This window comes from Piscinibacter sp. (assembly GCF_047600445.1).
Classification (GTDB): domain Bacteria; phylum Pseudomonadota; class Gammaproteobacteria; order Burkholderiales; family Burkholderiaceae_C; genus Piscinibacter.
In genome coordinates this window covers 2289617-2313156 of record NZ_JASGKT010000002.1, presented here as the reverse complement: position 1 = coordinate 2313156, position 23540 = coordinate 2289617, and the positions used below count along the sequence as shown (strand labels likewise).

The window sequence follows — 23540 nt, the reverse complement described above, 5'->3', positions numbered from 1 at the left end:
GCGCGGTCTCGCCTGCGTCGCGGCGTGTCAGCCTCATACGAGCTTCAAGACCATGAGTGATCAAGAAAGCGGGCGGGAGGGCTCCGACACCCTCGCCGCCCAACCAAGTACGAGCGCACAAGCCTACGACGGCCAGCAGTTGGAGCACCAGCGCAGCGCGGGCGCTGCAAGCGACGATCGCGCGGGGTGCACCCCAAGTACCGGCGCACTGCCGATCGCGGCCCCTGCCGCCGCGCAGCCCGCCCAACGGGTGGTGCACTGGGGTTGCATACCGCAGGAACTGCGCGAGCGGCCGCAGTGGCTATTGGCTGGGCCGAACGCGCGGGGCGAACTGAAGGTGCCAACCAGCATCACGCCCGACGGACGATTCCACGCAGGGAGCAGCACGAACCCTGCGACGTGGCTATCGTTCGACCGCGCGGCGGATGCCGCTTGGGCTCACGGTCTGGGCATCGGCTACGTACTGTCGGCAGGCGACCCGTATACCTGCATCGACCTCGACGTGAGGAATGGGAACAACTACCCCGACGAGCCGGACCGCTGGACACCGCAAGAGGATCTCCACCTCTACGCCCGAATGATCGAAGGCTTCGACAGCTACTGCGAGCGCAGTCAGTCAGGCCAGGGGCTTCACATATGGGTCCGGGGCAAGATCGGTGCGGGCCGGAAGCGCAACGGCGTGGAGGTCTACAGCCAAGAGCGGTTCATCGCTTGCACGGGCGACGTGCGACTGGATCGACCGATCATCGACAGGCAAGAGTACCTGTCGAACATGCTCACGCAGATGGAGACGATGGCAGAGCGTCCGCCGGTCATCGAACTGGTCGAGGTTCCGCCCGCCGAACCCAACTCAGCGATCTTCCTGCGCGCGAGCACAGCGGCCAACGCCGAGAAGTTCAACATGCTGTGGCGTGGCGCGTGGATCGGTCGTCCGGAGTACCCGAGCCAGTCTGAAGCCGACATGGCCCTGATGGCGATGCTCGCCTTCTACAGTCCGAGCAATCAGCAGTGCCGCGATATGTTCCGGGAATCCGAGCTCGGGAAGCGCGCGAAGGCGACCAAGAACGACAGGTATCTCGACTACACGCTGAGGCGAATCCGGTCGCGCATGGCCGCTGAAGCGGAAGCGCTTGCGCGCGTGAAGATCGAACGCTGGGAGCGTATCAAGAAGGTGGGCGATGGGACGCTGGAGCCAACGCCCATGCCGGTGCTCTCGGCGGACGACATGGAGAAGCAACTGGTCTTCATCCGCGCCAAGTCGTTCGTCGCGTTCCTGGACCGTCCCACTGCCAACGCGCCGCTAGCCGACATGCGCAATGACTTCGCTGCAAGCTTCACCGAGATCGAAGAGGAAGATGCCAAGGGCGAGAAGAGGACTGCCGCTCGACCGTCGATTGAGCTTTGGCTGAAGCGACCGAACCGTCTTCGCGCCGACACGCTGACGTTCGATCCACGGCATGGGCCGTTTTGCGCCGACCCCTTCGGCAACCATGCGCTGAACTTGTGGCGTCCCCGACCACATGCCGCGCCACTCGATTGGCAGGCGCGTGCCCAGCCCTTCGTGAAGCACGTCGAGTTCCTTGTGCCGATGCAGGCGGAGTGCACCCGGTTCTTGGACTGGCTCGCGCACATCGAGCAAAACCCCGGCGTGCTGCCTCACAGTGGCTACCTGATGGTCGCGCCGAAGCAGGGCGTCGGGCGGAACTGGATGGCAGCGGTCCTTGCCCATGTATGGAAGGGGCACGTCGCGCTGGACTTCGACTTGAACCAGACGCTGTCCAGCGGGTTCAATGGACGGCTCTCCCGCCGTCTCCTGGCCGTGATTGATGAGGCGAACGAGGGGCACCATGGCACCGCAACGCGGAACTCCGAGAAGTTCAAGTCGATGGTGACGGCGACTGAGCGACACATAAACCCGAAGTACGGCTTCGAGCACGTCGAGCACAACTGCTGCCGCTGGCTGATCTTCAGCAACTACGTGAGCGCGATTCCTATTGGTGACAACGACCGGCGCTGGAACGTCGTGCGAAACGGCGACCCGATGCAGGACGAGAGCTACTACGCCGGGCTCTACACGCTGCTGGATGACCCGCTGTTCATCGCTTCTGTGCGTGAGTGGCTCCGACAGCGAGACTTGCAGTTCTTCAACCCAGGCGCGCGGCCTGTCATGAACGAGGCCAAGCAAGCTGTCATTGAGTCGGTACGCAGCGAGGCGGACGACCGTGCGCTCGAGCTTGTGCGCACATGGCCGCGCGACGTGATTACCGGTACGGAACTGGCCCAGCAGCTCTACGACCAGGACAGGCAGGACGGGAGACTCAAGTACCGCGCCGAGCAAGCTGGCATCGTTCGCTGGAAGGGCAACGGCACAGGCAAGGTGAGGCTGGCTGGCAGGACCAGCACGCCAGTCGCGGTGTGGATCGTGAGGAGCGCCGACAGATGGGCACACGCCAGCCTCGACACCGTGCTGGCAGAACTGCGCAGGCAGGACCTTTAAGCGGAGACGTGTATGGGGGTGTAGCCGCGTGTATGGGGGGTTTATCTCGCGTAGGGTTCACTCCCAAGCAATACGGTAGGGTGAGCTGCCCCCCGGCTACACCCCACTACACCCCCATACACCCCCAGGGGCCGGCGTTCTAGAAGTCCTGTCGTCGTACCTACCAAGGCGTCGCGATTCGGACCCTGTGGGAGCACGTTCCCAGCCTGAGCGATGGCTCGCTTGGTGAGCCACTGCACGCCCAGAATCGAAGGCTCTACACTCCCTCCCGAACATGGCCACCCGCGTCTTCGCCACCGTCAAGCCGGAGATCCTTCAGTGGGCTCGGTCGTCTGCCGGCTTCACGGTCGAAGCGGCAGCGGCTGCCTTGAAGATGGACTTGGGTCAACTCGCGGCATGGGAGTCCGGCGACGACCGCCCGAGCCTCCCACAACTGCGAAACCTCGCTGCGCTGTACAAGCGCCCTCTCGCAGCGTTTTACCTGCAAGAAGTTCCGGTGCGCTTCCAGGTGATTAGTGATCTGCGTCGCCCGGTCGCAGGGCAGGATCGGGCCTACTCGCCTGCACTGACACAGGAGATCCGCTCCGCGCAGCAACGTCGCGAACTGGCCCTTGAGCTTCAAACCGAGCTCGACGAACCGGTAGAGCCCCTTGCGTTCAGGCTTGGCAGCGAGAACGCTGAGCGAGCAGGCGAAGCGATCCGCGACTTCCTTGGCGTGACCATCGGCCAGATTGGGAGCTTCGGAGGCGACGCCACCGGCAGGACTGCGTTCAGGACGTGGCGGATGGCGTTGGAGAGCAAGGGTGTCCTCGTCTTCCAGAGCTCTCGTATTCCGCAGGCAGAAGCGTCTGGCTTCGCGTTGGCCTACGACACGATGCCGGTCGTTGTCGTGAACAGGAAGGATGTGGTGCAGCGTCGCCTCTTTTCGATGATGCACGAGTTCGCGCACGTCGCGTTGCGTGAGAGTGGCGTATCGGACATGAAGTTCGACGCTGCGCAGCCCGCTAGCCCCGACATTGAGCTTCGGTGCAATGCCATTGCATCGGCGGCTCTAATGCCGCGGGACGCGGTGCTAGCCGAACTGGATGCTGCGCTCGCTGGCAGTGCCGCACTCACGGACGATGCCATCGTCCGCGTTGCTCGTCGTTTCGGGGTGAGCCGACCGGCGCTTCTGATCCGCCTCGTCGGTGCAGGACGCGCGAACTGGGATCTGTACTTCGAGAAGGTTGCTGAGTACGCCGCCGAGTACGAGCGTGAGAAGGCGGCAAGGCCCCCAGCAGCGGGGATGAAGCGGAACATGGCACAGGAGTCGTTGAGCGACCTTGGGCGGCCGTTCGTAGGGCTGGTGCTGGGCAACTACTACCAGCGCAGGATCACGCTGAGCGACGTTGCCGGGTACCTCGGCATCCGCGTGAAACACATCGAATCGCTCCAACGGCGCTTTGTGGGGTGACGCACGATGCCGCTCAACGACAACACGCTGTTCAGCTTCGACTCAAGTTCCCTCATCCATGCATGGAACCGTGCGTACCGGCCAAAGAATTTCCCGTCGTTCTGGTTGAAGCTTGAGGAGTGTGTGTCCTCGGGACTGGTCGTTGCTTCGGTTGAAGTGCTGAACGAGTTGTCAAAAAAGGACGACGATGTGCACGCTTGGTGCAAGGCGCGCGCGGGCGATCTGTGCGTCGAGGTAGATGACGCTCAGCAGGAACACATGCAGCACATCATGGGAACGTATCCGCGCCTGGTCGATACAGTGAAGGGCAAGTCCGGCGGCGATCCCTTTGTCATCGCGCTTGCTCGGGTCCGCCACGGCAAGATCATCGTGGTGAGCGAAGAGGACAACGGGAGGAAGGATAGCCCTCGCATTCCCGATGTTTGCCGTGCTGAGCAGATCACCTGCTACAAGCTGGCGGACTTCATCGAGCACCGCGGCTGGAGTTTCTAGGCCCGCGGACATTGAATCCTTTGGCCGATGGGACGTGCGTCCCTATGTGGTCGTTGTGCTCGAACCCGGTTGAGCCGTACCGTGCCAGCTGTTTACCAGCTACGCACAGCAAACGCATCCGTTTGCATGGAGCAACCGACCATGTCCACCGCCACCGAGTCCACCGTCACTGCCGACGACGAGCAGGACAGCATCACCGAGGAACCCGAACGCCCGCTGACCACGGGTGAGCAGCAGGCTGCCGTGCGCTTAGGCGCTGCACCCATCGACGCCGCGCTCAGCTCGCGCCCCATCGGGCACCCGCAGCGGTACGAGAGCAAGTTGCGCCGCGAGATGCTGACGCGCCCTCCGTTGGCCTACCAGTCCGAGAACATCAGCAAGCTCGACGGCTACGAGGATCACGCGGCCTCGCTCGCGGGCTCGGTCGCGGCGTTCGACGCGATGCATGCCGCTGTGGTCAGCATCATCGACGCCCGCGACAAGTCCACGCGCGACCCGACGCTGGGTAGCGAAGCGGCGCAAGTGCTCAAGGTGGCGACCTTCGCCGACAAGTTGATGGAGGCGGCGTCGCGGAAGGCGGACAGCGCCTACCAGTCGCTCACGGCGCAGATCAAGGCCACCGAGGAAGAACTAGGCCGCGCCGTCGCGGTGGGCACCCATACGACGCTGGCGACCGAGATTCGAGCGCACGCCAAGTCGGAGAAGAGCCCGGCGCAGTTCGTCGGCAATCTCATCGCGCAGGGCGACGCGCAGTCCGTCAGCGCGATCCTGGGTGCGCCCGCGTTCCTGTCGGGCCTGACCGAAGACATGCGGGCCGCACTCATCAAGCAATGGAACGCCAAGCGCAACCCTGCGCTGACGAAGCGGCTGGCACTGCTGCAGGCCGTGTCGGGCAAGCTGGAGCACGCAGGCGCTTCGTTGTTCGGCACCGTCGAGCGCGCGATGGGCGTCAAGTACGAGACGGTCAAGCGACTGCGCGATGCCCAGGCCGCTGCGTCGTTCGGCTGACCCTGTTTCCTACCTGCAAGCAATGACCGACGGCAAGTTCAAGGCCGGCCAATCCGGCAACCCTCGCGGGCGTCCTCCGGGTGCACTCAACAAGAAGACTCGAGTCTCCATCGCGCTCGATGCCGCTGCCGAGGACGTGACCAAAGCGGTCATCGACGCCGCCAAGGATGGCGACATGCAGGCGGCGAAGCTGGTGCTCGAACGCATCCAGCCCCCCGTGCGTCCGCGAGCGGAGCGGGTGCAGTTTGCGCTCGACCCGACCGGCCCGCTCACCGCACAGGCGCAGCAGGTGCTCGTGGCAGTGGCAGCGGGCGAACTGGACCCCGAGACCGGGAAGCTCCTGGTCGAGTGCCTGTCCTCGTTCGCGGGGCTGCGACAGACCGATGAACTGGCCGCGCGCATCGAACTACTGGAGCAGGCCACGAGAGAGGCACAGCACACCGGCGCTCGCGGCGGCGTGCTTCAGACAGGACAACCCGTATGACCACCACACGCGCCTCCACCCTAGTCAGCATGGCGAGCAACGACTGCATCATGATCTACACAGTGATCGTGGGCGACGAGGAAGGCCCGCCGCTGTGGGTGCAGTGCACCGCGCATAGCGACGACGATTTCCCTGCCACGCGCACGAGCGTGGTCAGAGCCCCGGGCGAGGACTGCCGCGCGCTGTGGGCGCGGGTGGTGGATGCGGTGCGCGAGATGAAGCTGACGCGCGGGCTCCAGCATCAGGTGCTCGTGCGCTGCATGACCACACCGCCGCCCGCTGACCCGCAGCAGGCGGACTCACTATTCAACGTCAAGCGCGCCCTGTGGCACGACGCGGACCACGAGCGCGATCCGATGCGCCGCGTGCAGGCGCTGGGGATGCTGGCTGACCTCTGCGCGTTCGACGGTCCGCTGCCGAGGTTCCAGTGAGCCGCGTCTCTGCCTCCACGCTCAAGCGACTGTCTTCGGTCGAGTCCTCGCTGCTGGGCGACGAAGACGGAGGCGCACGGCGGGGCGTGCTGCTGATCCCTCGCATCCTTAGCTGCGACGAGTGGGAGGCCATTGCGGTGCCGAAGCAGGCAGCCGCGTGGTCAGCCGCTGTGGAGGACACGCGGGACGGGGGTGCACCGCTGCGCCCTGTAGGTGAACCGCTGGGCGTGCGGCGCGAGGGTATCGACTACCACACGCCCGACCCGAACCGGCCTCAAGAGGCGCGCCCGAAGCGTCCGCCTCTGCCAAGCATCACAAGGTGAACATGAAGCTGACGGACGAAGAACTGAAGCGCTGGCGTGAAGGCACCCAGCAGGCGCACGAAGCTCGGCGGCGCGAGGCGCTGTCGGGCGTGGCTCAGCCAGGCGCGTCGCGCACCAGCCGAGGCACGGGACACACGGGCGCATCGCGGGGCCGGTCGAGCACACCCCCTCGCGGCAGGTGACCACACATGGACCGCCGCGTCATCCTCGCCCAGGACGTTGAAACGGCCGCCATCGACGTGCAGGCGCTCGCGCAGCGGCTGGCATCGCTGGGTGGCATCAGGCCGAGCGTGGCGGCACATGCCGAGCAGATCGACGTGGCGGCCAAGACTCTGCGCGATGCTGCGGTGGCCCTGAACGGCGGGCTGACGCCGAACCTGCGCCTGTTCTTCGGCCGGAAGCTGGATACGGGTGAGTACGTGGAGTGCGACGACTGAGCGGCGTGACGGTGCCTTCGTGACGCGCGGTCGCTTTCAGCGCGCGTCACCGCGTTCGGGTGCGACAGGCGACAGATGTGCACCAGCGGGCACCGCCTCTCCAGCGGGGAACCTGCATTCGGCACCCGCCATGCGCGGGTGCTGTCTTGAATGCTGAGCGTGTGCCAGCGACCTTGTTGGCACGCTGAGAACCCGCTGACATTGGCCCAGAAAGCAAAAAGCCCAGCCGGTGAGGGCTGGGCTAAGTGCTTGCTATTGCTAGCGATTTTTGGCTCCCCGACCTGGGCTCGAACCAGGGACCTACGGATTAACAGTCCGGCGCTCTACCGACTGAGCTATCGAGGAACAGAGCCTCGCATTATAGCCGGGATTCGGGGCCTCCTACAGCTCGGCCTGCACCGACAGGCGGAAGGTGCGCGGCGCGAGCGGGAACAGGTAGGCGTGGCCGAACTGGTAGGGCGATTCGCGCCAGGCGCGGCGGTCGGCGAGGTTGTCGACGCCGGCGCGCCAGGTCAGCGCGCTGCCGGCCCAGTGCGTGTGCCAGCGCGCGCCGAGGTCGATGCGCGCCCAGCCCGGGATCTGCACGCTGTTGTCGGGCAGCACCTGGCGCCGGCTCTCGGCGCGCAGGGCGGCTTGCAGCGTCAGGCCGGGCAGGGCGGCGAGGCGGTGCTCGGCCTGCAGCTCGAGCGTGCGCGCCGGCACGTTGGTGGGCTGCCTGCCGTCGACCGTCGGGTCCGCCGGGCCCTGCACGCGCGCGCGCAGCCATTGCACGCCGGCGCGCAGCGTCCAGTCGCGCAGCGCCATGGTGGCGCCGATCTCGATGCCGCGGTGGTGCTGTTCGCCGTCGAGGCGGCGGATGCACGAGCCGTCGAGGTCGCAGTCGCCGAAGTCGCCCAGGCGCGGCCGGCGGATGTCGAACAGCGCCGCGTTCCATTCGGCCTCGCCGGCGCCGCCCTTGAGGCCCAGTTCGACCTGGCGGCTGGTCTGCGTGAAGGTCTGGCCGGCGTTGGCGTAGCGCGCGCGGTTCGGCGCCACGTCGGATTCCACGCCGCGGCCCCAACTGGCATAGGCCAGTTGACCCGGCGCCCAGGCGTGGCTGGCGGCGACGAAGGGCGTGGTGAACGACTGCCTGTAGTCGGCCGTGCGCGGGTCGGCTGGGTCGTTGCGTTCGCTGCGGCGGTGCAGCCGCGTGTGGCGCAGGCCGAGCCACAGCGTGTTCCTCGCGTCGAAGGCGATGGCGTCGCGCAGGCTCAGCTCGGTCGAGCGCTCGTCGCGGTCGGTGTTGAAGTCGTTCGGCGTCGGGTTGGCGGGCAGGTCGGTGATGCTGCCGTCGATGTGGCCGGTGCCGCTGTAGGCGAAGGTCTGCAGACCGAAGCGGTTCCTGACGCGGCCGTGCAACATACCGGCCGCGAGCGCATGCTCGATCGCGCCGGTGCGCAGCCGGCCCGAGACGCCGAGCTCGAGCGCGTCGCTGCGGCGGCGCTCGCCGTTGCTGCGGAAGTCGTAGAGGTCGAAGTCACCATTCGGGCAGAAGCGGTCGGCGTAGTAGGTTCCGTCGCTGTCGGTGCAGCCGAACGGGAAGGCGATGCGGTCGTCGCTGGCCAGCCGCTGCGTCGCCGCGTGCGCGACGAACTTCCAGCCCTCGGCGAGCTTTTGCTGCCAGCGCAGCGATGCGGTCGTGCCCTGCAGCACCATCGGCAGCGCCCAGGCCTGGTTGTTGAGGTTGATGCGCGGGTCGACCGGCGCCGGCACGCTCGCCCCCAGCAGGCTGAAGCCCGGCACGCTGGGCTGCGAGCGGCGGCTGGTCTCGATCTCGGCTTCGAGCAGCGCATCGGCGGACATGCGCCAGTCGGCGGCGATGGCGGCGAGGTAGCGCTCGCCGCGCGCGTCGCGCACCTTGGGCTCGAAATGCGCGGCCGCCGCATTGACGCGCACGCCGAAGGCCTCGCCCTCGCCGAAGCGCTGGCTCAGGTCGACGGCGCCGGTCAGCGAGGCGCGCTCGTGCCATTCGAGCGAGGCGCGCCGCAGCGGCGCACTCGTGGGGCGCTTGACGACGAGGTTCACCAGCCCGCCCGGCGCGCTGGTGCCGGCCTGCATGCCGCTGGTGCCCTTGAGCACCTCGATGCGTTCCTTGTTGTCCAGCGCGATCGAGGTCTCGGCGCTGATCGGCAGGCCGTCGCGGCGGTAGTTGAAGCGGTTGTCGATGACGAAGCCGCGCACCGTCAGGTAGTCCCAGTAGCCCTCGGTGTTGTAGGCGTCGCTGACGGCCGCGTCGGCGCCGGCGACGTCGGACAGGCGCTGCGCGCCGCGGTCCCTGGCCTCGTCGGTGCCGAACACGGCGGCCTGGATCGGCGTCAGCGACAGCGGCAGGTCGCCCCAGCCGGCCACGCTGGCGGCCGGCGCGGCGCGGCCCTGCACGACGACGGGCGCGAGCTGCGTCTCCTGCTGCGTCTCCTGCTGCGGCTGTGCGTGGGCGGTTGTCGAGAAGGCCAGGGCGATCGCGAAGGCGACCGGCGTTCGATGGGTGCTGGTGTGTTTGCGGTGAAGGTGTGCCATCTGCTTGTTTGCGTGGATGGCAGGTCGGCGGGCCGTGCCGCCGCAGAACGCGGCGGCGTGTCGGCCATGCTTCCCTGCGCGAGGATTACCTCAATCAGGTTCGAAGGGACTCTCTCAGTCGGCCGCTTCTGTCGAAGCGGCCAACACCCCTAGCGGATGCGGCGCACACGGGTTGCGCCGCTCGATGATTATCCAGCAAATGAAAAGGGGCCCGCATCGCGGGCCCCGCCATCCGTCGTGCCGATAGGCGTCAGTCGAAGGTCGGCGTCTCCACGCCCAGCACCTTGTGCAGCTTCGGGCTGGTGGTCGTGTACTGCAGATGGATGCGCTTTTCCGGGAAGATGTACGGCGCCGCCGCGAAGGCCGCCAGCGCGGCTTCGTGGAAGCCCGACAGGATCAGCTTCTTCTTGCCCGGGTAGGTGTTCACGTCGCCCACCGCGAAGATGCCCGGCGTGCTGGTCTCGAACTTCTCGGTGTCGACGACGATCTGCTTGCGCTCGATGTTCAGCCCCCACTCGGCGATCGGGCCGAGCTTCGGGGAAAGGCCGAAGAACACCAGCAGCATGTCCATCGGCACGACGCGCGTGACGCCGTCGCCGCCGGTGATCTTCACGCCGGTGATGCGGCCGTCGGCTTCCTCGATGCCGGTGGCCTGGCCGACGATGAACTGCATCTCGTAGGCGTCGCACAGCTCCTTCATCTTCGCCACGCTGGCCGGCGCGGCGCGGAAGCCGTCGCGGCGGTGGATGAGGATGACGCTCGCGGCCTTGTTCGGGCCGTCCTGCACGAAGTTCAGCGTCCAGTCGAGCGCCGAATCGCCGCCGCCGATGATGACGAGGTTCTTGCCGGCGAACTGCGCCGGGTTCTTGACGCGGTAGAAGACCTGCTTGTCCTCGTAGGCGTCTAGCCCCTCGACCTTCAGCGTGCGCGGCTGGAACGAGCCCACGCCGCCGGCGATGAAGATGGTCTTGGTCAGGAAGCGCGTGCCCTTGCTGGTCTCGACGTTGAAGCGGCCGTCGTCGAGCTTCTGCACCACGGTCACTTCCTGGCCGTAGTGGTGCGTGGCGCCGAAGGGCTCGATCTGCTTGAGCAGGTTGTCGGTCAGCTCCTTGCCGGTGCACACCGGCACGGCCGGGATGTCGTAGATCGGCTTGTCGGGGTACAGCTCGATGCACTGGCCGCCGGGGTAGGGCAGCGAGTCGATGATGTGCGCCTTGATCTCCAGCAGCCCGAGCTCGAAGACCTGGAACAGCCCCACCGGGCCGGCGCCGACGATCACGGCGTCGGTCTCGATCGGGCCTTCGTGCGCACCGGCGGTGCGTGCCACTTCGTCGTTCAATTGAGGTTCCATGAGTTCACTTGATGAGCTGGTCGAGCTTGCCGGTGCGGTCTTTCCACTCCTCGGCCTCGGGCAGCGAGCCCTTGCGTTTGGTGATGCTCGGCCACTTCTTCGCCAGCTCGGCGTTCAGCGGGATCATGTGCTGCTGGTTGCCGGGCACGTCTTCCTCGGGAACGATGGCGTTCACCGGGCATTCCGGGATGCACACCGCGCAGTCGATGCACTCGTCGGGGTCGATGGCGAGGAAGTTCTGGCCCTCGCGGAAGCAGTCGACCGGGCAGACGTCCACGCAGTCGGTGTACTTGCAGCGGATGCAGGCTTCGAGGACGACGTGGGTCATGGGAATGCGAAGGTTGCGTGTTGGAGAAGACGGCCTGGCGCCGGCGAACAGGCGATTTTAGGGGCTCGGGGTTTCCGCGAGGGCTTGACCGGTCTCAAGATGCGGTGATTCGCCTGGCGCGCGCGTGCCGGCTCCGAGCGTCGCCGCGCCGGCGCCGACGGTCACGACGGTCGGCCGGCCGCTGTGCAGCACGCTGGCGCGGCCTAGCGTGGCCACCTCGTGCGTGCTGGCCAGCGCATCGGGCCAGCCGGCGCGCGAGACCACGCTGACCGGCGCGTCGTCGGCCCAGCCGGCTTCGCGCAGGCGGCGCGCCAGCGCGGCGAGCTGCTTGCCGGCCATGTAGAGGACCTCGGTGTCGGCGCCGCGGCTGCCGCGCAACGCGCCCTCGCGCGTCATCGCGGTGGCCAGCGCCACGCTGCGGCCGGCGCCGCGGCGCGTCAGCGGGCGTTGCGTCTCGGCGGCGGCGGCCAGCGCGGCGGTGACGCCGGGAATCACCTCGCAGGCGATGCCGGCGTGTTGCAGCGCCTCCAGCTCTTCTTCCAGGCGGCCGAACACGCTCGGGTCGCCGCCCTTCAGGCGCACCACCAGCGCCACGGCGCGCGCGTGGCGCAGCAGCAGCGCGTTGATGGTGGCCTGGCCGGTGCTGTCGGCGAAGCCGCGCTTGCCCACGTTCACCCAGCGCGCGCGCGGCGCCAGCTCGCGCAACGCCGGGTCGGTCAGCGCGTCGAACAGCACCACGTCGGCACGCGAGAGCGTGCGCGCGCCGCGCACGGTGATCAGGTCGGCCGCGCCCGGCCCGGCCCCGATGAAGACGACGCGGCCCATCGCCGCCTCAGGCCGCCGCGCGCACCAGCAGCGCGCCGCTGGTGCGGTTGCTGGCCGGGTCGACGACGATCAGCGCGCCGCCGACGCGGTTGGTCTCGTAGCTCTCCACCGGCAGCGGCTGCTGCACCTCCACCGTCACGTGGCCGATGTCGTTGACGGCCAGCTCGTGCGCGTCGGTCTCTTCCAGCGTGTGGATGTCCAGGCGGTGGTCGATCGCGGCGATGCGCGCCTGCGCCCAGCGGTTGCCGTGGCGCACCCAGTACTTGCGGCCGACCACGGCCGGCTCGGTGTCGAGCCAGGCGAGCGTGGCGCTGAAGCGCTGCGCCGCGTGAATCGCGCCCGGCGTGGCGATCCAGTCGCCGCGCGAGACGTCGAGCTGGCGGTCGAGCACGATGCCGGCCGACTGGCCCGCCTGCGCCACGCCGACCGTCGCGCCGGCCAGGCGCAGCTCGGCCACCGTGGCGGTCTGGCCGCTCGGGAAGAGCTGCACCGTGTCGCCGGCTTTCACCTGGCCGTGCGCGATGCGGCCCCACAGCGTGCGCGGCTGGTTGCCGGTGCCTTCTCCTTCGCGCGCCACGTACTGCACCGGCACGAGCAGCGCGCCGTCCTTGCGCTCCTGCGCGGTGGGCAGGCTCTCCAGCAGTTGCAGCAGCGAGGGGCCGTCGTACCAGGGGGCGGCGAGCGGCTGCGTGACGTTGTCGCCGCGCAGCGCCGACACCGGCACGATGCCGGCCACGCGGATGCCGGCGGCTTCGGCGAAGCCGAGCAGCGCGTCGCGCGCCGCGGCGTAGGCCCACGCCGGATCGGCCACCGCGTCGAGCTTGTTGACGGCGAACACGATGCTGGGCACGCGCAGCAGGTGCGCCAGCAGCGCGTGGCGGCGCGTCTGGGGCAGCAGCGTCACCGGCTGCCGCGCGGTGTCGAGCTTGGTGATGTCCACCAGCACCACCGCCGCGTCGCTGCCCGCCGCGGCGGTGACCATGTTGCGCGTGTACTGCTCGTGGCCGGGCGCGTCGGCGATGATGAACTTGCGCGCCTTGGTGGCGAAGTAGCGGTAGGCCACGTCGATGGTGATGCCCTGCTCGCGCTCGGCTTCCAGGCCGTCGGTGAGCAGGCTCAGGTCGATGGCGTTGCCCGCGGCTTTCTTCTCCAGCGTGTCGAGCTGGTCGGCCAGGATCGCGCGGCTGTCGTACAGCAGCCGGCCGATCAGCGTGCTCTTGCCGTCGTCGACGCTGCCGGCGGTGAGGAAGCGCAGCGCCCGGTGGTCCTTCACGGGGTTGGTGGTGCTCATCAGAAATAGCCTTCCTTCTTGCGCCGCTCCATCGAGGCTTCCGAGGTGCGGTCGTCCATGCGCGTGGCGCCGCGCTCGCTGACGGTCACCTGCAGCGTCTCGCCGACGATGTCGGCGGCGCTGGCGGCGTCGCTTTCCACCGGGCAGGTGCAGGTCATGTCGCCCACGGTGCGAAAGCGCACCTGCGCGGTCTCGACGCGCTCGCCGGCCTCGGGCGGCGTCACGTCGGTGAGGGGCACCAGCAGGCCGCGGCGACGGATCACCTCACGGTCGTGCGCGTAGTAGAGCCTGGGCAGCGGGATGTTCTCGCGCGCGATGTACAGCCACACGTCGAGTTCGGTCCAGTTGCTGATCGGGAAGGCGCGCATGTGCTCGCCGGGGCGGATGCGCGTGTTGAACAGCGTCCACAGTTCGGGCCGCTGTTCCTTGGGCTGCCACTGGCCGAAAGAATCGCGGTGGCTGAAGATGCGCTCCTTGGCGCGCGCCTTTTCTTCGTCGCGGCGCGCGCCGCCGAGCAGCGCGTCGAAGCGGTGCTCCTCGATGGCTTCGAGCAGCGTCACGGTCTGGTGGCCGTTGCGCGATTCGAGCGGGTGCGCCAGGCGCACCGTGCCGCGCTGGATCGAGTCTTCGAGATGGCCGACCACGAGGCGCTCGCCCATCTCGGCGACACGCCGGTCGCGGAACTCGATCACCTCGGGGAAGTTGTGGCCGGTGTCCACGTGCAGCAGCGGGAAGGGCAGGCGGCCCTTGTACGAGCCGTCGGCCTGCCTGATCTTGAAGGCCTTCTCGGCCAGGCGCAGCACCACGCAGGAGTCCTTGCCGCCGGAGAACAGCAGCGCCGGGCGCTCGAAGGCGGCGGCGGTCTCGCGCAGGATGAAGATCGCTTCTTCCTCCAGCCAGTCGAGGTGGGTGTGGTCGAGATCGGGCAGCAACTGCTCGATGGACAGGCGCGCATTCATCGCGGGGCTCCAATGATCGAAACGGCAGAGGCGGCTTTCACATGCAAGCCGCACTCCTTGGCGGCTTCGTCCTCCCACCACCAGCGGCCGGCGCGGAAGGGCTCGCCGACGGCGATGGCGCGCGTGCAGGGCGCGCAGCCTATGCTGGGCATGAACTCGTCGTGCAGCGGGTTGTAGGGCACGTCGTATTGCTCGACATAGGCCCAGACCTCGGCCCAGCTCCAGTCGGCGATGGGGCTGATCTTGCGGCGTTGGCTGCCGTCGTCCTCGTCGAAGCCGACGTCGCCACGCGCGCCCGATTGCTCGCGGCGCAGGCCGGTGATCCAGGCCGAACGGCCCTTCAGCATGCGCGACAGCGGCTCCATCTTGCGCACGCCGCAGCAGGCTTTGCGCAGTTCGATGCTGCGGTACATCGCATCCTCGCCTTCACGGGCGACGAACTGCACGACGGCATCGGCCACGGGTTGGAACACTTCGACCGTGCGGCCGTAGCGCGCCTCGATGCGCGGCAGCAGCGCCAGCGTCTGGGCATGCAGTTTGCCGGTGTCGAGCGTCGCGATCGCGATGGGCAGCCGGGTGCGCGCGATCAGGTCGGTGACGACCATGTCCTCCACGCCCAGGCTGCTGCTCTGCACGAGGCCGTCGCCGTGCTCGATGCTGGCGTCGCGCAGGCGTTGCAAGGCGGCTTCGATCTTGGCGTCGAGCTGCGGCGTGCGCCTGGCGTAGAGCGCGATGGCGTTGCCCGCAGCCGGCGCGGCGATCCAGGGCAGGGCGCTGGTTGCGCTCACCGGGCTCACGCGGCCTCCAGCACCGCGTCCTGCGCGGCGAGGTGGGCCGCTTCGCGGGCGAACAGCGGGCGTGGCTCGTTCACGTCGCCCTGGTAGAAGGCGGCGTAGCGCGCGAACTGGCGCTCGGCGGCGGCGGCGTTCACGCCCTCGGCCAGCACGGCGCTGCTGAAGCCGCTGCGGTGCATGTGCACGAGCAGGTCGATCAGCACGTCGCCGGTGGCGCGCAGGTCGCCGCGGAAGCGGTAGCGGCGGCGCAGCAGCACGGCCTGGCTGTAGGCGCGGCCGTCGGTGAACTTGGGGAAGTGCAGTTCGATGCGGTCCACGCCGTCGAGCGCGCCCTGGGCGGCGAGTTCGGCCACTTCGGCGTCGTTGGCGATCTGCAGGATCTTCAGGCCGGCCGCGTCGGCGGGCGCGGTGCCGGCGGCAAAGATCTGGAGGGCGGCGGTGGTGTTCAGCGGCTTCATGCGGCGATGGCTTCGACGGGTTGGGGGTGGCGGGCGGCGTTGGCGGCGGCCTTGAAGGGGTCGTGGCCGACGCGGCGCAGCGCGTCGATGAAGAATTCGCCCGGCTGGCGCAGCGCCCGGAAGGTGTCGAGCAGGGCTTCGATCACGTCCGGCACCTCGGCGGCCGAGAACGACGGGCCGACGACCTTGCCGCCCACGGCCGGGCCGGACAGCGCCGTGCCGTCCGAGCCGGCCAGCGTGATCTGGTACCACTCCTTGCCGTCCTTGTCGACGCCGAGGATGCCGATGTGGCCGCTGTGGTGGTGGCCGCAGGAGTTGATGCAGCCGCTCATGTGCAGGTCGATGGGGCCGAGGTCGAAGAGTTCGTCCAGGTCCTGATAACGCTCGGTCAGCGCGGCGGCGATGGGCAGGGAGCGCGCGTTGGCCAGCGAGCAGAAGTCGCCGCCGGGGCAGGCGATCATGTCGGACAGCAGGCCGATGTTGGGTCGCGCCAGGCCCAGCTCGCGCGCGGCCTCGTAGAGCGCCGGCAGGTCGCTCTCGAACACCCAGGGCAGCAGCAGGTTCTGCTCGTGCGTGAGCCGCGCCTCGCCGGCCGAGAACCGGTCGGCCAACTGGGCCAGCGCGTCCAGCGTGTCGGCGTCGGCGTCGCCGGGCGCCCAGCCGACGCGCTTGAAGGACAGCGTGACGATGCGCAACTGCGGCAGCCGGTGGCCGCGCACGTTCTGGCGCAGCCAGCGCTGGTAGGCGATGTCGGCCGTGTCCACGCTGGCGGGCAGGGCGGCGGGCTTCAGCTCGGGTACGACGAAGTGCGCGGCCACGCGCTCCAGTTCGGCCTGCGTGATGGTGTGCGGCGCGCCGTCCTGCTCGACGATGGCCCGGTACTCGGCCTCCACGGCGTCGATGAAGCCCCGGCCCTCGCTCTTGACGAGGATCTTGATGCGCGCCTTCCACTTGTTGTCGCGCCGGCCGTAGCTGTTGTAGGTGCGGACGATGGCCTCGATGTAGTTCAGCAGTTCCGGCCAGGGCAGGAACTCGCGCACCACCGCGCCGATGATGGGCGTGCGGCCCATGCCGCCGCCGACCAGCACCTTGAAGCCGACTTCGCCGTCCGCCGCGCGCACCGCCTGCAGGCCGATGTCGTACCAGCCGATCGCGGCCCGGTCTTCCTCGGCGCCGTTGAAGGCGATCTTGAACTTGCGCGGCAGGAAGCTGAACTCGGGGTGCAGCGAACTCCACTGGCGCGTGATCTCGGCGAAGGGCCGGGTATCGACGATGCCGTCCTCGGCGATGCCCTCGAAGGCGTCGCAGGTGATGTTGCGGATGTCGTTGCCGCTGGTCTGGATGCCGTGCATGGACACGCCCGCCAGCAGGTCCATCACGTCGGCGGCGCGGGTGATCGGGATCCAGTTGAACTGCACGTTGGTGCGCGTCGTGAAGTGGCCGTAGCCGTAGCGCAGCGGTGGCGCGGCCAGCGTCAGGCCGGGCTGGGCGGCCTGCAGCTCGTCCTGCGTCGCCTGGGCATGGGCCAGCAGTTCGGGCGTGGGCCGGTCGTACTCGCGGGCGATGTGGGCCAGCGTGCGCAGTTGCAGGCTGCTGATCTCGCCATAGGGCACGGCGATGCGGGCCATCGGCGCGTAGCGCTGGATGTACCAGCCGTTTTGCAGGCGCAGCGGCAGCAGTTGTTCGTCGCTCAACTCGCCGCGCTGCCAGCGGTCGAGCTGGTCGCGGAACTGCTGGGCGCGCAGCTTGACGAATTGGCGGTCGAAATCGGTGTACTGGTACATCGACGGAGTTCTCTTAGTGGATGACTTTCCAGCCGGCCATCAGCAGCGAGGCGCACAGCAGGCTGCGCACGACGCCGTCCGGCAGGCGGCGGGTCAACTGGGCCCCGAGCCAGATGCCGGGCAGGGAGCCGATGAGCAGGGAGCCGAGCAGCGCCCAGTCCACATGGCCGAGGCTGGCGTGGCCCAGGCCGGCGACGAGGGTCAGCGGCACGGCGTGGGCGATGTCGGTGCCGACGATGTCGCGCGCCTTCATGCGCGGGTGGATCAGCAGGATCAGCGTTGCGCCGATGGCCCCGGCGCCGATGGACGACAGCGACACCAGCACGCCCAGCAGCAGGCCGCTGGCCACCGTCAGCGCGGGCTTGCGCGATTCGGGGATCCAGCGCTCCAGCTTCAGGCCCAGCCGCTGCCAGCTTTGCTTGAACGCGACGACGGCGGCCGTCAGCAGCAGCGCGATGCCGAGCGAGAAGGTCAGCGCCTGCGCCCAGCCTTTGGTCAGGCCGGAGAAATGCATCAGCGCGATGGTCGCCAGCGAGGCCGGCACCGAGCCGGCCAGCAGCCGGCGCACGATGGGCCAGGCGACGTGGCCGTGGCGGGCATGGGCGACGGAGCCGCTGACCTTGGTCAGCGCGGCGAACCACAGGTCGGTGCCGATGGCCACCGCCGGGTTGAGCTTGAACACCGACAGCAGCAGCGGCGTCATCAGCGAGCCGCCGCCCACGCCGGTCATGCCGACGATGGCACCGACGCCGAAGCCGCTGAGAATCGCAATCCAGTCCATGAGCCGCCGATAAATCGAAACGGCCGCCGGAAGGCAGCCGATGGCGCGCACTGTAGGTGGCAGCTATATATATGAGAAGAACTTTGTCGTTTGTTGCTTATGTCTGAAGAGAATAAAGAAGAGGCTGAGCCCTCGCGCCGCCGCTGGCTCGCCTGGGCGCTGGGCGGCGCGGCGGCGCTGGCCGGCTGCCAGAGCGCGCCGCTGCCCCCGCCGCCCGCCCCGCCGCCGGCCGAGCCGGCCCCGCCGCCTGCGCCCAAGCCGCCGCGCATCGGCCTGGCGCTGGGCGGCGGCGCGGCGCGCGGCTTTGCCCACATCGGCGTGATCCAGGCGCTGGAAGAAAGCGGCGTCCGGCCCGACCTCGTGGTCGGCACCTCGGCCGGCAGCCTGGTGGCGGCGCTGTATGCCGCCGGGCTGCACGCGCCGGAACTGGTGCGCCTGGCCGATGCGATGGACGAGACCGCCATCACCGACTGGGCCTTCCCCGGCCGCGGCATGATCCGCGGCGAGGCGCTGGCGCGCTTCGTGCGCGAGCACACCGGCGGGCGCAACATCGAGCAGATGGCGCTGCCGCTGGGCATCGTCGCCACCGACCTCGACTCCGGCGCGCCCATCCTGTTCCAGCGCGGCGACGCCGGCATGGCGGTGCGCGCCTCCAGCGCGGTGCCGGCGCTGTTCCAGCCGGTGAAGATTGGCGCGCGCGAGTACGTCGACGGCGGGCTGGTCTCGCCGGTGCCGGTGCGCTTCGCGCGGCAGATGGGCGCCGAGCTGGTGATCGCGGTCGACATCTCGGCGGTGCCCGAGGGCAGCCCCACCGGCGACCCGCTGCGCATGCTCTTGCAGACCTTCGCGATCATGGGCCGCAGCATCAATCAGTTCGAGCTGCGCGAGGCCGACCTGGTGCTGCGCCCGCGGCTGCCGGGCGTCTCGGGCGCCGACTTCGCGGCGCGCAAGCGTGTCATCCAGGCCGGCCGCGAGGCGGCGCTGGCCGCGCTGCCGGAACTGCGCGCCAAGGTGGCGGCGCGCATGCACTGACTGAGCCGGCCCGGGAGCCCAAAGAAAGAAAGGCCCGGTGGAACCGGGCCTTGGAAGGTACCTGTGGGGTACCGAGGAGACAAACTTTCAGGCCCGCCTTGGGCAGCGCCGCTCGCGGCGGTGCCCCTGGCGAGGTGCTCAGGCAGCGCGCTTGCTGCCCTTGGCGGCCTTCACGGCGGTGCTGGTCACGGCCTGGAAGTTGGCCTCGGCCACTTCGGCGGCCTGCTTGGCGGCCTTGCTGACGGTTTCGTAGGCGTTGTTGGCGGCGGCGACGGCCGACTTCACCAGCGCGACGGCGTTCTCGGTGCCGGCCGGGGCGTTCTTGACGGCGGTGTCGACCACGGCCATGAACTTCTTCTGCGCGTCGGCGGCGGTTTCTTCGGCGACCTTGCCCACTTCGGCGTTGGTGGCCGCGGCGATGTCGTACAGGTGGCGGCTGTAGGCGGCGGCCTTCTCGGCGGCCGGTTGCAGCAGCGCGGCTTGCAGCGCGAACAGCTCCTGCGCATCCTTCACCGACAGTGCGGCCTTGGTGGTGTCGGCGCTCTCGGCCAGCGCGGTCTTGGCGACCTGCAGGTTCAGTTCGATCAGCTTCTCGACGCCTTCGAAGGCCTTGTTGGTCAGGCCGAACAGGGTTTCGACGTTGGCCTTGTTGGCGGCGATGACTTGTTCAGCGGTCAGGAAGGACATGGGGCTCTCCATTGGGGGGTGACACAGTGGCGCTGCATCTATGTTGCAATGCAGCATGACCGGAAGTATATGCACCGGCGGCCGGCTTTCAAGCGTTTTTGCTGCACTGCATCAAAATTGGAGGGGTTTTTCTAGAAACCAACGGTTCCATGCAAGTCTTCAGCTCCGACCAGTTCGTGCTGCCGCTGCCGGCCGGGCACCGCTTTCCGATGCCCAAGTACCGCTTGCTGCGCGAGCGCATCGAGGGCGAACCGGGCCTGCGGCTGCGCGAGGCGCCGCCGGCCAGCGAGGGTGAGCTGGCGCTGGCGCACGAGCCGGCCTACATCGCCGCGGTGTTCGAGGGCACGCTGAGCGCCGCCGCGCAGCGCGAGATCGGCTTTCCGTGGAGCCAGCGCATGGTCGAGCGTTCGCGCCGCTCGGTCGGCGCGACCATCGCCGCGGCGCGCGCCGCGCTGGCCGAGGGCGTGGCCGCCAACCTCGCCGGCGGCACGCACCACGCCGGCGCCGGCCAGGGCGGCGGCTGGTGCGTGTTCAACGACGCGGCGGTGGCGGCGCGGCTGATGCAGGCCGAATGGCACCGCCGCCACGGCAGCGCCGCGCCGGGGCTGCGCGTGGCGGTGATCGACCTCGACGTGCACCAGGGCAACGGCACGGCGGCGATCTTCCGCGACGACCCCTCGGTGTTCACGCTGTCGCTGCACGGCGCGCGCAACTTCCCGTTCCGCAAGGAGGCGAGCGACCTCGACGTCGAACTGCCCGACGGCTGCGCCGACGCGCCCTACCTCGCGGCGCTGGACGCCGCGCTGGGCGAGCTCTGGGCGCGCCAGCGCGCCGCGCCGCCGGGGCTGGTGTTCTACCTCGCCGGCGCCGACCCGCACGAGGCCGACCGCCTCGGCCGCCTGAAGCTCAGCGCCGACGGCCTGGCCGAGCGCGACCGGCGCGTCTTCGCCGCCTGCCGCGCGCGCCGCATCCCGGTGGCCGTCAGCATGGCCGGCGGCTACGGGCACGACATCGGCGTCACGGTGGAGATCCAGCGCCGCACGCTGCTGGAGGCGCTGCGAAGCTGGAAGCAATGGAACAATCACGCGCCATGAGCCATCGACCGACTCCCGAGCCGCGCGGCGCCTACCGCGTCTTCCGCCCGATCCAGACGCGCTGGGCCGACAACGACGCCTACGGCCACGTCAACAACGTCGTCTACTACGCCTGGTTCGACACCGCGGTCAACGGCTACCTGATAGACGCCGGCGCGCTCGACATCCACGCCGGCGCCACCATCGGCCTGGTGATCGAGACGCGCTGCAACTACTTCGCGCCGCTGGCCTTTCCGCAGGCGGTGGAAGCGGGCCTGCGCGTTGCGCACCTCGGGCGCAGCTCGGTGCGCTACGAGGTCGGCCTGTTCGCGCAGGGCGCGCCCGAGGCGGCCGCGGCCGGCCACTTCGTCCACGTCTACGTCGACCGGCTGACGCGCCGGCCGGTGCCCTTGCCCGAGGCGCTGAGCGCCGCTTTGCAGCCGCTGCTCGCCGCCGCATGAACGACGCCGCCATCGCCGCCGTCGACGCGGCCATCACCTCGCGCCGCTCGATCCGTGCCTTCCTGCCGACGCCGGTGCCGCAAGACACCATCGTCGACATCCTGCGCGTCGCCGCGCGCGCGCCCTCGGGCACCAACACGCAGCCGTGGAAGGTGCACGTGCTGACCGGCGCGGCCAGGCAGCGCCTCAGCGCCGCGATCCGCGCCGCCTTCGACGACCCCGCCGAGCGCGCCGCGCACAGCGAGCCCTACCGCTACTACCCGACCGAATGGCGTTCGCCGTACATCGAGCGGCGCCGCAAGGTCGGCTGGGACCTGTACGGGCTGCTCGGCATCGCCAAGGCCGACAAGGCGCGCATGCACGCCCAGCATGCGCGCAACTACGACTTCTTCGGCGCGCCGGTCGGGCTGATCTTCACCATCGACCGCGCGATGCAGCACGGAAGCTGGCTCGACGTCGGCATGTTCATGCAGAACGTGATGGTGGCGGCGCGCGCGCGCGGGCTCGACACCTGCCCGCAGGCCGCGTTCGCGCAGTTCCACCGCATCGCCGAGCGGCAGCTCGGCCTGGGCGACGGCGAGACGGTGATCTGCGGCATGTCGCTCGGCCATGCCGACCCGGACGCGGTGGAGAACACGCTGGTCACCGAGCGCGAGCCGGTGGAAGGCTTCGCGAGTTTCCACGCATGACGCCGGCCGGCGCGGGGCTGCCCATCGCCTGGGGAATCCCGTTCGCCGGCATGCTGTTGTCGATCGCGGTGCTGCCGCTGGCCGCGCCTCGGCTCTGGCACCACCACCACGGCAAGATCGCGCTCGGCTGGGCGCTCGCCTTCCTGCTGCCCTGCGCGGCGCTGTTCGGCCCGGCGGCAGCCGGCGGCGCGCTGGTGCATGCGCTGCTGGCCGAGTACCTGCCCTTCATCATCCTGCTGACGGCGCTGTTCACCGCCGCGGGCGGCATCCACGTGCGCGGCAACCTGCACGGCAGCCCGGCGCTGAACACCGCGCTGCTGGCCACGGGCGCCGTGCTGGCCAGCGTGATGGGTACCACCGGCGCGGCCATGCTGCTGATCCGCCCGCTGATCCGCGCCAATCGCAACCGCCGCCACGTGGTGCACGTGGTCGTGTTCTTCATCTTCATCGTCGGCAATGCCGGCGGCTCGCTGACGCCGCTGGGCGACCCGCCGCTGTTCCTCGGCTTCCTGAAGGGCGTGGACTTCTCCTGGACGGCGCGCCACCTGCTGCCCGCGACGCTGTTCCTGGTCGGCGCGCTGCTCGCGCTGTTCTTCGTCATCGACGGCCACTGGTACCGCCAGGAAGGCGTGCCGCCGCCGGACCCGACGCCCGACACGCCGCGGCTCGGCATCGACGGCGCGATCAACCTGCTGCCGCTGGCCGTGGTCGTGGCGCTGGTGCTGATGAGCGGCACCTGGAAGCCGGGCGTCGCCTTCGACGTGTTCGGCGCCGAGCTCGCGCTGCCCGCGCTGCTGCGCGACGCGGGGCTGCTGGCGGTGATCGCCGTGTCGCTGGCGATCACGCCGCGCGCGGTGCGCGAGGCCAACCAGTTCTCGTGGGCGCCGATGCAGGAGGTGGCCAAGCTCTTCATCGGCATCTTCCTGACCATGGTGCCGGTGCTGGCGATGCTCCAGGCCGGCGAGGCGGGCGCCTTCGCGGCGGTGACCCGCGCCGTCACCGGCGCCGACGGCCAGCCGCTGCCCTGGGCCTACTTCTGGGCCAGCGGCGCGCTCAGCGCCTTCCTCGACAACGCGCCGACCTACCTGGTGTTCTTCAAGCTCGCCGGCGGCGACGCGCAGGAACTGATGGGCGCGCGGGCCGCGACGCTGGCGGCCGTGTCCGCCGGCTCGGTGTTCATGGGCGCCGTCACCTACATCGGCAACGCGCCGAACTTCATGATCAAGGCGATCGCCGAGGAGCGTGGCATCCTCATGCCGGGCTTCTTCGGCTACATGGCCTGGTCGGGCGCGATCCTGCTGCCGCTGTTCGCCGTGATGACCTTCATCTGGTTCCGCTGAAGAAGA

23 protein-coding genes, 1 tRNA gene and 1 riboswitch are annotated in these 23540 nt (G+C 69.1%); of the genes, 12 read left to right on the top strand and 12 right to left on the bottom strand.

Annotated features, from left to right (window positions below; all coding sequences use genetic code 11):
- Window positions 1–52: 52 nt before the first annotated feature.
- The 7 genes from QM792_RS15045 to QM792_RS15015 all read left to right on the top strand — a co-directional run bounded on the left by QM792_RS15045 (window position 53) and on the right by QM792_RS15015 (window position 7125).
- Window positions 53–2497, top strand: coding sequence for a DUF5906 domain-containing protein (locus QM792_RS15045; RefSeq protein ID WP_415150912.1), 2445 nt, complete (start codon window positions 53–55; stop codon window positions 2495–2497).
- 274 nt (window positions 2498–2771) lie between these two features.
- On the top strand, window positions 2772–3950 hold the full coding sequence (locus tag QM792_RS15040) for an ImmA/IrrE family metallo-endopeptidase (protein WP_415150911.1): 1179 nt from the start codon (window positions 2772–2774) through the stop codon (window positions 3948–3950).
- Between the two features lie 6 nt (window positions 3951–3956).
- Window positions 3957–4442, top strand: coding sequence for a DUF4411 family protein (locus QM792_RS15035; protein ID WP_415150910.1), 486 nt, complete (start codon window positions 3957–3959; stop codon window positions 4440–4442).
- 141 nt (window positions 4443–4583) lie between these two features.
- Window positions 4584–5450 (top strand): hypothetical protein, encoded by an 867-nt coding sequence (locus tag QM792_RS15030; protein WP_415150909.1) that lies wholly within the window; start codon window positions 4584–4586, stop codon window positions 5448–5450.
- Window positions 5451–5472: 22 nt separating this feature from the next.
- The gene (locus QM792_RS15025; RefSeq protein WP_415150908.1) at window positions 5473–5934 is read left to right on the top strand and encodes a DUF5681 domain-containing protein; all 462 of its coding nucleotides are present in this window, start codon (window positions 5473–5475) and stop codon (window positions 5932–5934) included.
- A complete protein-coding gene (locus QM792_RS15020; RefSeq protein ID WP_415150907.1) occupies window positions 5931–6365 on the top strand; it encodes a hypothetical protein in 435 nt (144 codons plus the stop codon). Before QM792_RS15025 ends, QM792_RS15020 begins: the two co-directional genes overlap by 4 nt.
- 511 nt (window positions 6366–6876) lie before the next feature.
- Window positions 6877–7125 carry a hypothetical protein gene (locus tag QM792_RS15015; RefSeq protein WP_415150906.1) on the top strand — a complete coding sequence of 83 codons (249 nt, stop codon included), beginning with the start codon at window positions 6877–6879 and terminating at the stop codon, window positions 7123–7125.
- A 269-nt stretch (window positions 7126–7394) separates the two neighbouring features.
- Here the strand turns inward: QM792_RS15015 and QM792_RS15010 are convergent.
- The 11 genes from QM792_RS15010 to QM792_RS14960 form a co-directional block, all read right to left on the bottom strand.
- A tRNA-Asn gene (locus tag QM792_RS15010) sits at window positions 7395–7470 on the bottom strand.
- Between the two features lie 36 nt (window positions 7471–7506).
- Window positions 7507–9681, bottom strand: a complete 2175-nt coding sequence (locus tag QM792_RS15005; protein WP_415150905.1) for a TonB-dependent siderophore receptor — start codon at window positions 9679–9681, stop codon at window positions 7507–7509.
- 54 nt (window positions 9682–9735) lie between these two features.
- Window positions 9736–9842: riboswitch (TPP riboswitch) on the bottom strand.
- An 89-nt stretch (window positions 9843–9931) separates the two neighbouring features.
- Complete coding sequence (locus QM792_RS15000) at window positions 9932–11032, bottom strand: NAD(P)/FAD-dependent oxidoreductase (protein WP_415150904.1); 1101 nt, start codon at window positions 11030–11032, stop codon at window positions 9932–9934.
- 4 nt (window positions 11033–11036) lie between these two features.
- Window positions 11037–11360, bottom strand: a complete 324-nt coding sequence (gene fdxA, locus QM792_RS14995; protein ID WP_415150903.1) for a ferredoxin FdxA — start codon at window positions 11358–11360, stop codon at window positions 11037–11039.
- A 57-nt stretch (window positions 11361–11417) separates the two neighbouring features.
- Window positions 11418–12185, bottom strand: a complete 768-nt coding sequence (cobA, locus tag QM792_RS14990; RefSeq protein WP_415150902.1) for a uroporphyrinogen-III C-methyltransferase — start codon at window positions 12183–12185, stop codon at window positions 11418–11420.
- Between the two features lie 7 nt (window positions 12186–12192).
- The gene (locus QM792_RS14985) at window positions 12193–13476 is read right to left on the bottom strand and encodes a sulfate adenylyltransferase subunit 1 (protein ID WP_415150901.1); all 1284 of its coding nucleotides are present in this window, start codon (window positions 13474–13476) and stop codon (window positions 12193–12195) included.
- Window positions 13476–14435 (bottom strand): sulfate adenylyltransferase subunit CysD, encoded by a 960-nt coding sequence (cysD, locus tag QM792_RS14980; protein ID WP_415150900.1) that lies wholly within the window; start codon window positions 14433–14435, stop codon window positions 13476–13478. The genes QM792_RS14985 and cysD overlap by 1 nt, the downstream gene beginning before the upstream one ends.
- Window positions 14432–15223, bottom strand: a complete 792-nt coding sequence (locus QM792_RS14975) for a phosphoadenylyl-sulfate reductase (protein ID WP_415150899.1) — start codon at window positions 15221–15223, stop codon at window positions 14432–14434. Before QM792_RS14975 ends, cysD begins: the two co-directional genes overlap by 4 nt.
- A 5-nt stretch (window positions 15224–15228) precedes the next feature.
- Complete coding sequence (locus QM792_RS14970) at window positions 15229–15687, bottom strand: DUF934 domain-containing protein (RefSeq protein WP_415150898.1); 459 nt, start codon at window positions 15685–15687, stop codon at window positions 15229–15231.
- Window positions 15684–17471, bottom strand: a complete 1788-nt coding sequence (locus QM792_RS14965; protein WP_415150897.1) for a nitrite/sulfite reductase — start codon at window positions 17469–17471, stop codon at window positions 15684–15686. The genes QM792_RS14970 and QM792_RS14965 overlap by 4 nt, the downstream gene beginning before the upstream one ends.
- Window positions 17472–17484: 13 nt before the next feature.
- Window positions 17485–18252 (bottom strand): sulfite exporter TauE/SafE family protein, encoded by a 768-nt coding sequence (locus QM792_RS14960; protein WP_415150896.1) that lies wholly within the window; start codon window positions 18250–18252, stop codon window positions 17485–17487.
- A 99-nt stretch (window positions 18253–18351) separates the two neighbouring features.
- On the opposite strand from QM792_RS14960, the gene QM792_RS14955 reads away from it, so the two are divergent.
- Window positions 18352–19284, top strand: coding sequence for a patatin-like phospholipase family protein (locus tag QM792_RS14955; RefSeq protein ID WP_415150895.1), 933 nt, complete (start codon window positions 18352–18354; stop codon window positions 19282–19284).
- Between the two features lie 138 nt (window positions 19285–19422).
- Here the strand turns inward: QM792_RS14955 and QM792_RS14950 are convergent, their stop codons facing one another.
- Window positions 19423–19971, bottom strand: coding sequence for a phasin family protein (locus QM792_RS14950; RefSeq protein WP_415150894.1), 549 nt, complete (start codon window positions 19969–19971; stop codon window positions 19423–19425).
- A 149-nt stretch (window positions 19972–20120) separates the two neighbouring features.
- Here QM792_RS14950 and QM792_RS14945 point away from each other — a divergent pair, with 149 nt between their 5' ends.
- Genes QM792_RS14945 through QM792_RS14930 form a run of 4 tightly spaced genes read left to right on the top strand, consistent with a single transcriptional unit; the run spans window position 20121 to window position 23534 of the window.
- Entirely contained in the window at window positions 20121–21065 is a 945-nt protein-coding gene (locus tag QM792_RS14945) for a histone deacetylase (protein WP_415150893.1), read from the top strand.
- A complete protein-coding gene (locus tag QM792_RS14940; protein WP_415150892.1) occupies window positions 21062–21505 on the top strand; it encodes an acyl-CoA thioesterase in 444 nt (147 codons plus the stop codon). Before QM792_RS14945 ends, QM792_RS14940 begins: the two co-directional genes overlap by 4 nt.
- A complete protein-coding gene (locus QM792_RS14935; RefSeq protein ID WP_415150891.1) occupies window positions 21502–22194 on the top strand; it encodes a nitroreductase in 693 nt (230 codons plus the stop codon). Before QM792_RS14940 ends, QM792_RS14935 begins: the two co-directional genes overlap by 4 nt.
- Window positions 22191–23534: a sodium:proton antiporter gene (locus tag QM792_RS14930; RefSeq protein WP_415150890.1), complete on the top strand. Its 1344-nt coding sequence runs from the start codon at window positions 22191–22193 to the stop codon at window positions 23532–23534. The genes QM792_RS14935 and QM792_RS14930 overlap by 4 nt, the downstream gene beginning before the upstream one ends.
- Window positions 23535–23540: the final 6 nt, after the last annotated feature.

Bases quoted from the DNA above. Each gene is read 5' to 3' on its own strand.
- QM792_RS14965 (WP_415150897.1), bottom strand. From the start codon at position 17,471: ATGTACCAGTACACCGATTTCGACCGCCAATTCGTCAAGCTGCGCGCC.
- QM792_RS14935 (WP_415150891.1), top strand. From the start codon at position 21,502: ATGAACGACGCCGCCATCGCCGCCGTCGACGCGGCCATCACCTCGCGC.
- QM792_RS14955 (WP_415150895.1), top strand. From the start codon at position 18,352: ATGTCTGAAGAGAATAAAGAAGAGGCTGAGCCCTCGCGCCGCCGCTGG.
- QM792_RS15005 (WP_415150905.1), bottom strand. From the start codon at position 9,681: ATGGCACACCTTCACCGCAAACACACCAGCACCCATCGAACGCCGGTC.
- QM792_RS15000 (WP_415150904.1), bottom strand. From the start codon at position 11,032: ATGGAACCTCAATTGAACGACGAAGTGGCACGCACCGCCGGTGCGCAC.
- QM792_RS15030 (WP_415150909.1), top strand. From the start codon at position 4,584: ATGTCCACCGCCACCGAGTCCACCGTCACTGCCGACGACGAGCAGGAC.
- QM792_RS15040 (WP_415150911.1), top strand. From the start codon at position 2,772: ATGGCCACCCGCGTCTTCGCCACCGTCAAGCCGGAGATCCTTCAGTGG.
- QM792_RS14945 (WP_415150893.1), top strand. From the start codon at position 20,121: ATGCAAGTCTTCAGCTCCGACCAGTTCGTGCTGCCGCTGCCGGCCGGG.
- cobA (WP_415150902.1), bottom strand. From the start codon at position 12,185: ATGGGCCGCGTCGTCTTCATCGGGGCCGGGCCGGGCGCGGCCGACCTG.
- QM792_RS14960 (WP_415150896.1), bottom strand. From the start codon at position 18,252: ATGGACTGGATTGCGATTCTCAGCGGCTTCGGCGTCGGTGCCATCGTC.
- QM792_RS15035 (WP_415150910.1), top strand. From the start codon at position 3,957: ATGCCGCTCAACGACAACACGCTGTTCAGCTTCGACTCAAGTTCCCTC.
- QM792_RS14950 (WP_415150894.1), bottom strand. From the start codon at position 19,971: ATGTCCTTCCTGACCGCTGAACAAGTCATCGCCGCCAACAAGGCCAAC.
- fdxA (WP_415150903.1), bottom strand. From the start codon at position 11,360: ATGACCCACGTCGTCCTCGAAGCCTGCATCCGCTGCAAGTACACCGAC.
- QM792_RS15020 (WP_415150907.1), top strand. From the start codon at position 5,931: ATGACCACCACACGCGCCTCCACCCTAGTCAGCATGGCGAGCAACGAC.
- QM792_RS14930 (WP_415150890.1), top strand. From the start codon at position 22,191: ATGACGCCGGCCGGCGCGGGGCTGCCCATCGCCTGGGGAATCCCGTTC.
- QM792_RS14970 (WP_415150898.1), bottom strand. From the start codon at position 15,687: ATGAAGCCGCTGAACACCACCGCCGCCCTCCAGATCTTTGCCGCCGGC.
- QM792_RS15015 (WP_415150906.1), top strand. From the start codon at position 6,877: ATGGACCGCCGCGTCATCCTCGCCCAGGACGTTGAAACGGCCGCCATC.
- QM792_RS14940 (WP_415150892.1), top strand. From the start codon at position 21,062: ATGAGCCATCGACCGACTCCCGAGCCGCGCGGCGCCTACCGCGTCTTC.
- cysD (WP_415150900.1), bottom strand. From the start codon at position 14,435: ATGAATGCGCGCCTGTCCATCGAGCAGTTGCTGCCCGATCTCGACCAC.
- QM792_RS15045 (WP_415150912.1), top strand. From the start codon at position 53: ATGAGTGATCAAGAAAGCGGGCGGGAGGGCTCCGACACCCTCGCCGCC.
- QM792_RS14985 (WP_415150901.1), bottom strand. From the start codon at position 13,476: ATGAGCACCACCAACCCCGTGAAGGACCACCGGGCGCTGCGCTTCCTC.
- QM792_RS15025 (WP_415150908.1), top strand. From the start codon at position 5,473: ATGACCGACGGCAAGTTCAAGGCCGGCCAATCCGGCAACCCTCGCGGG.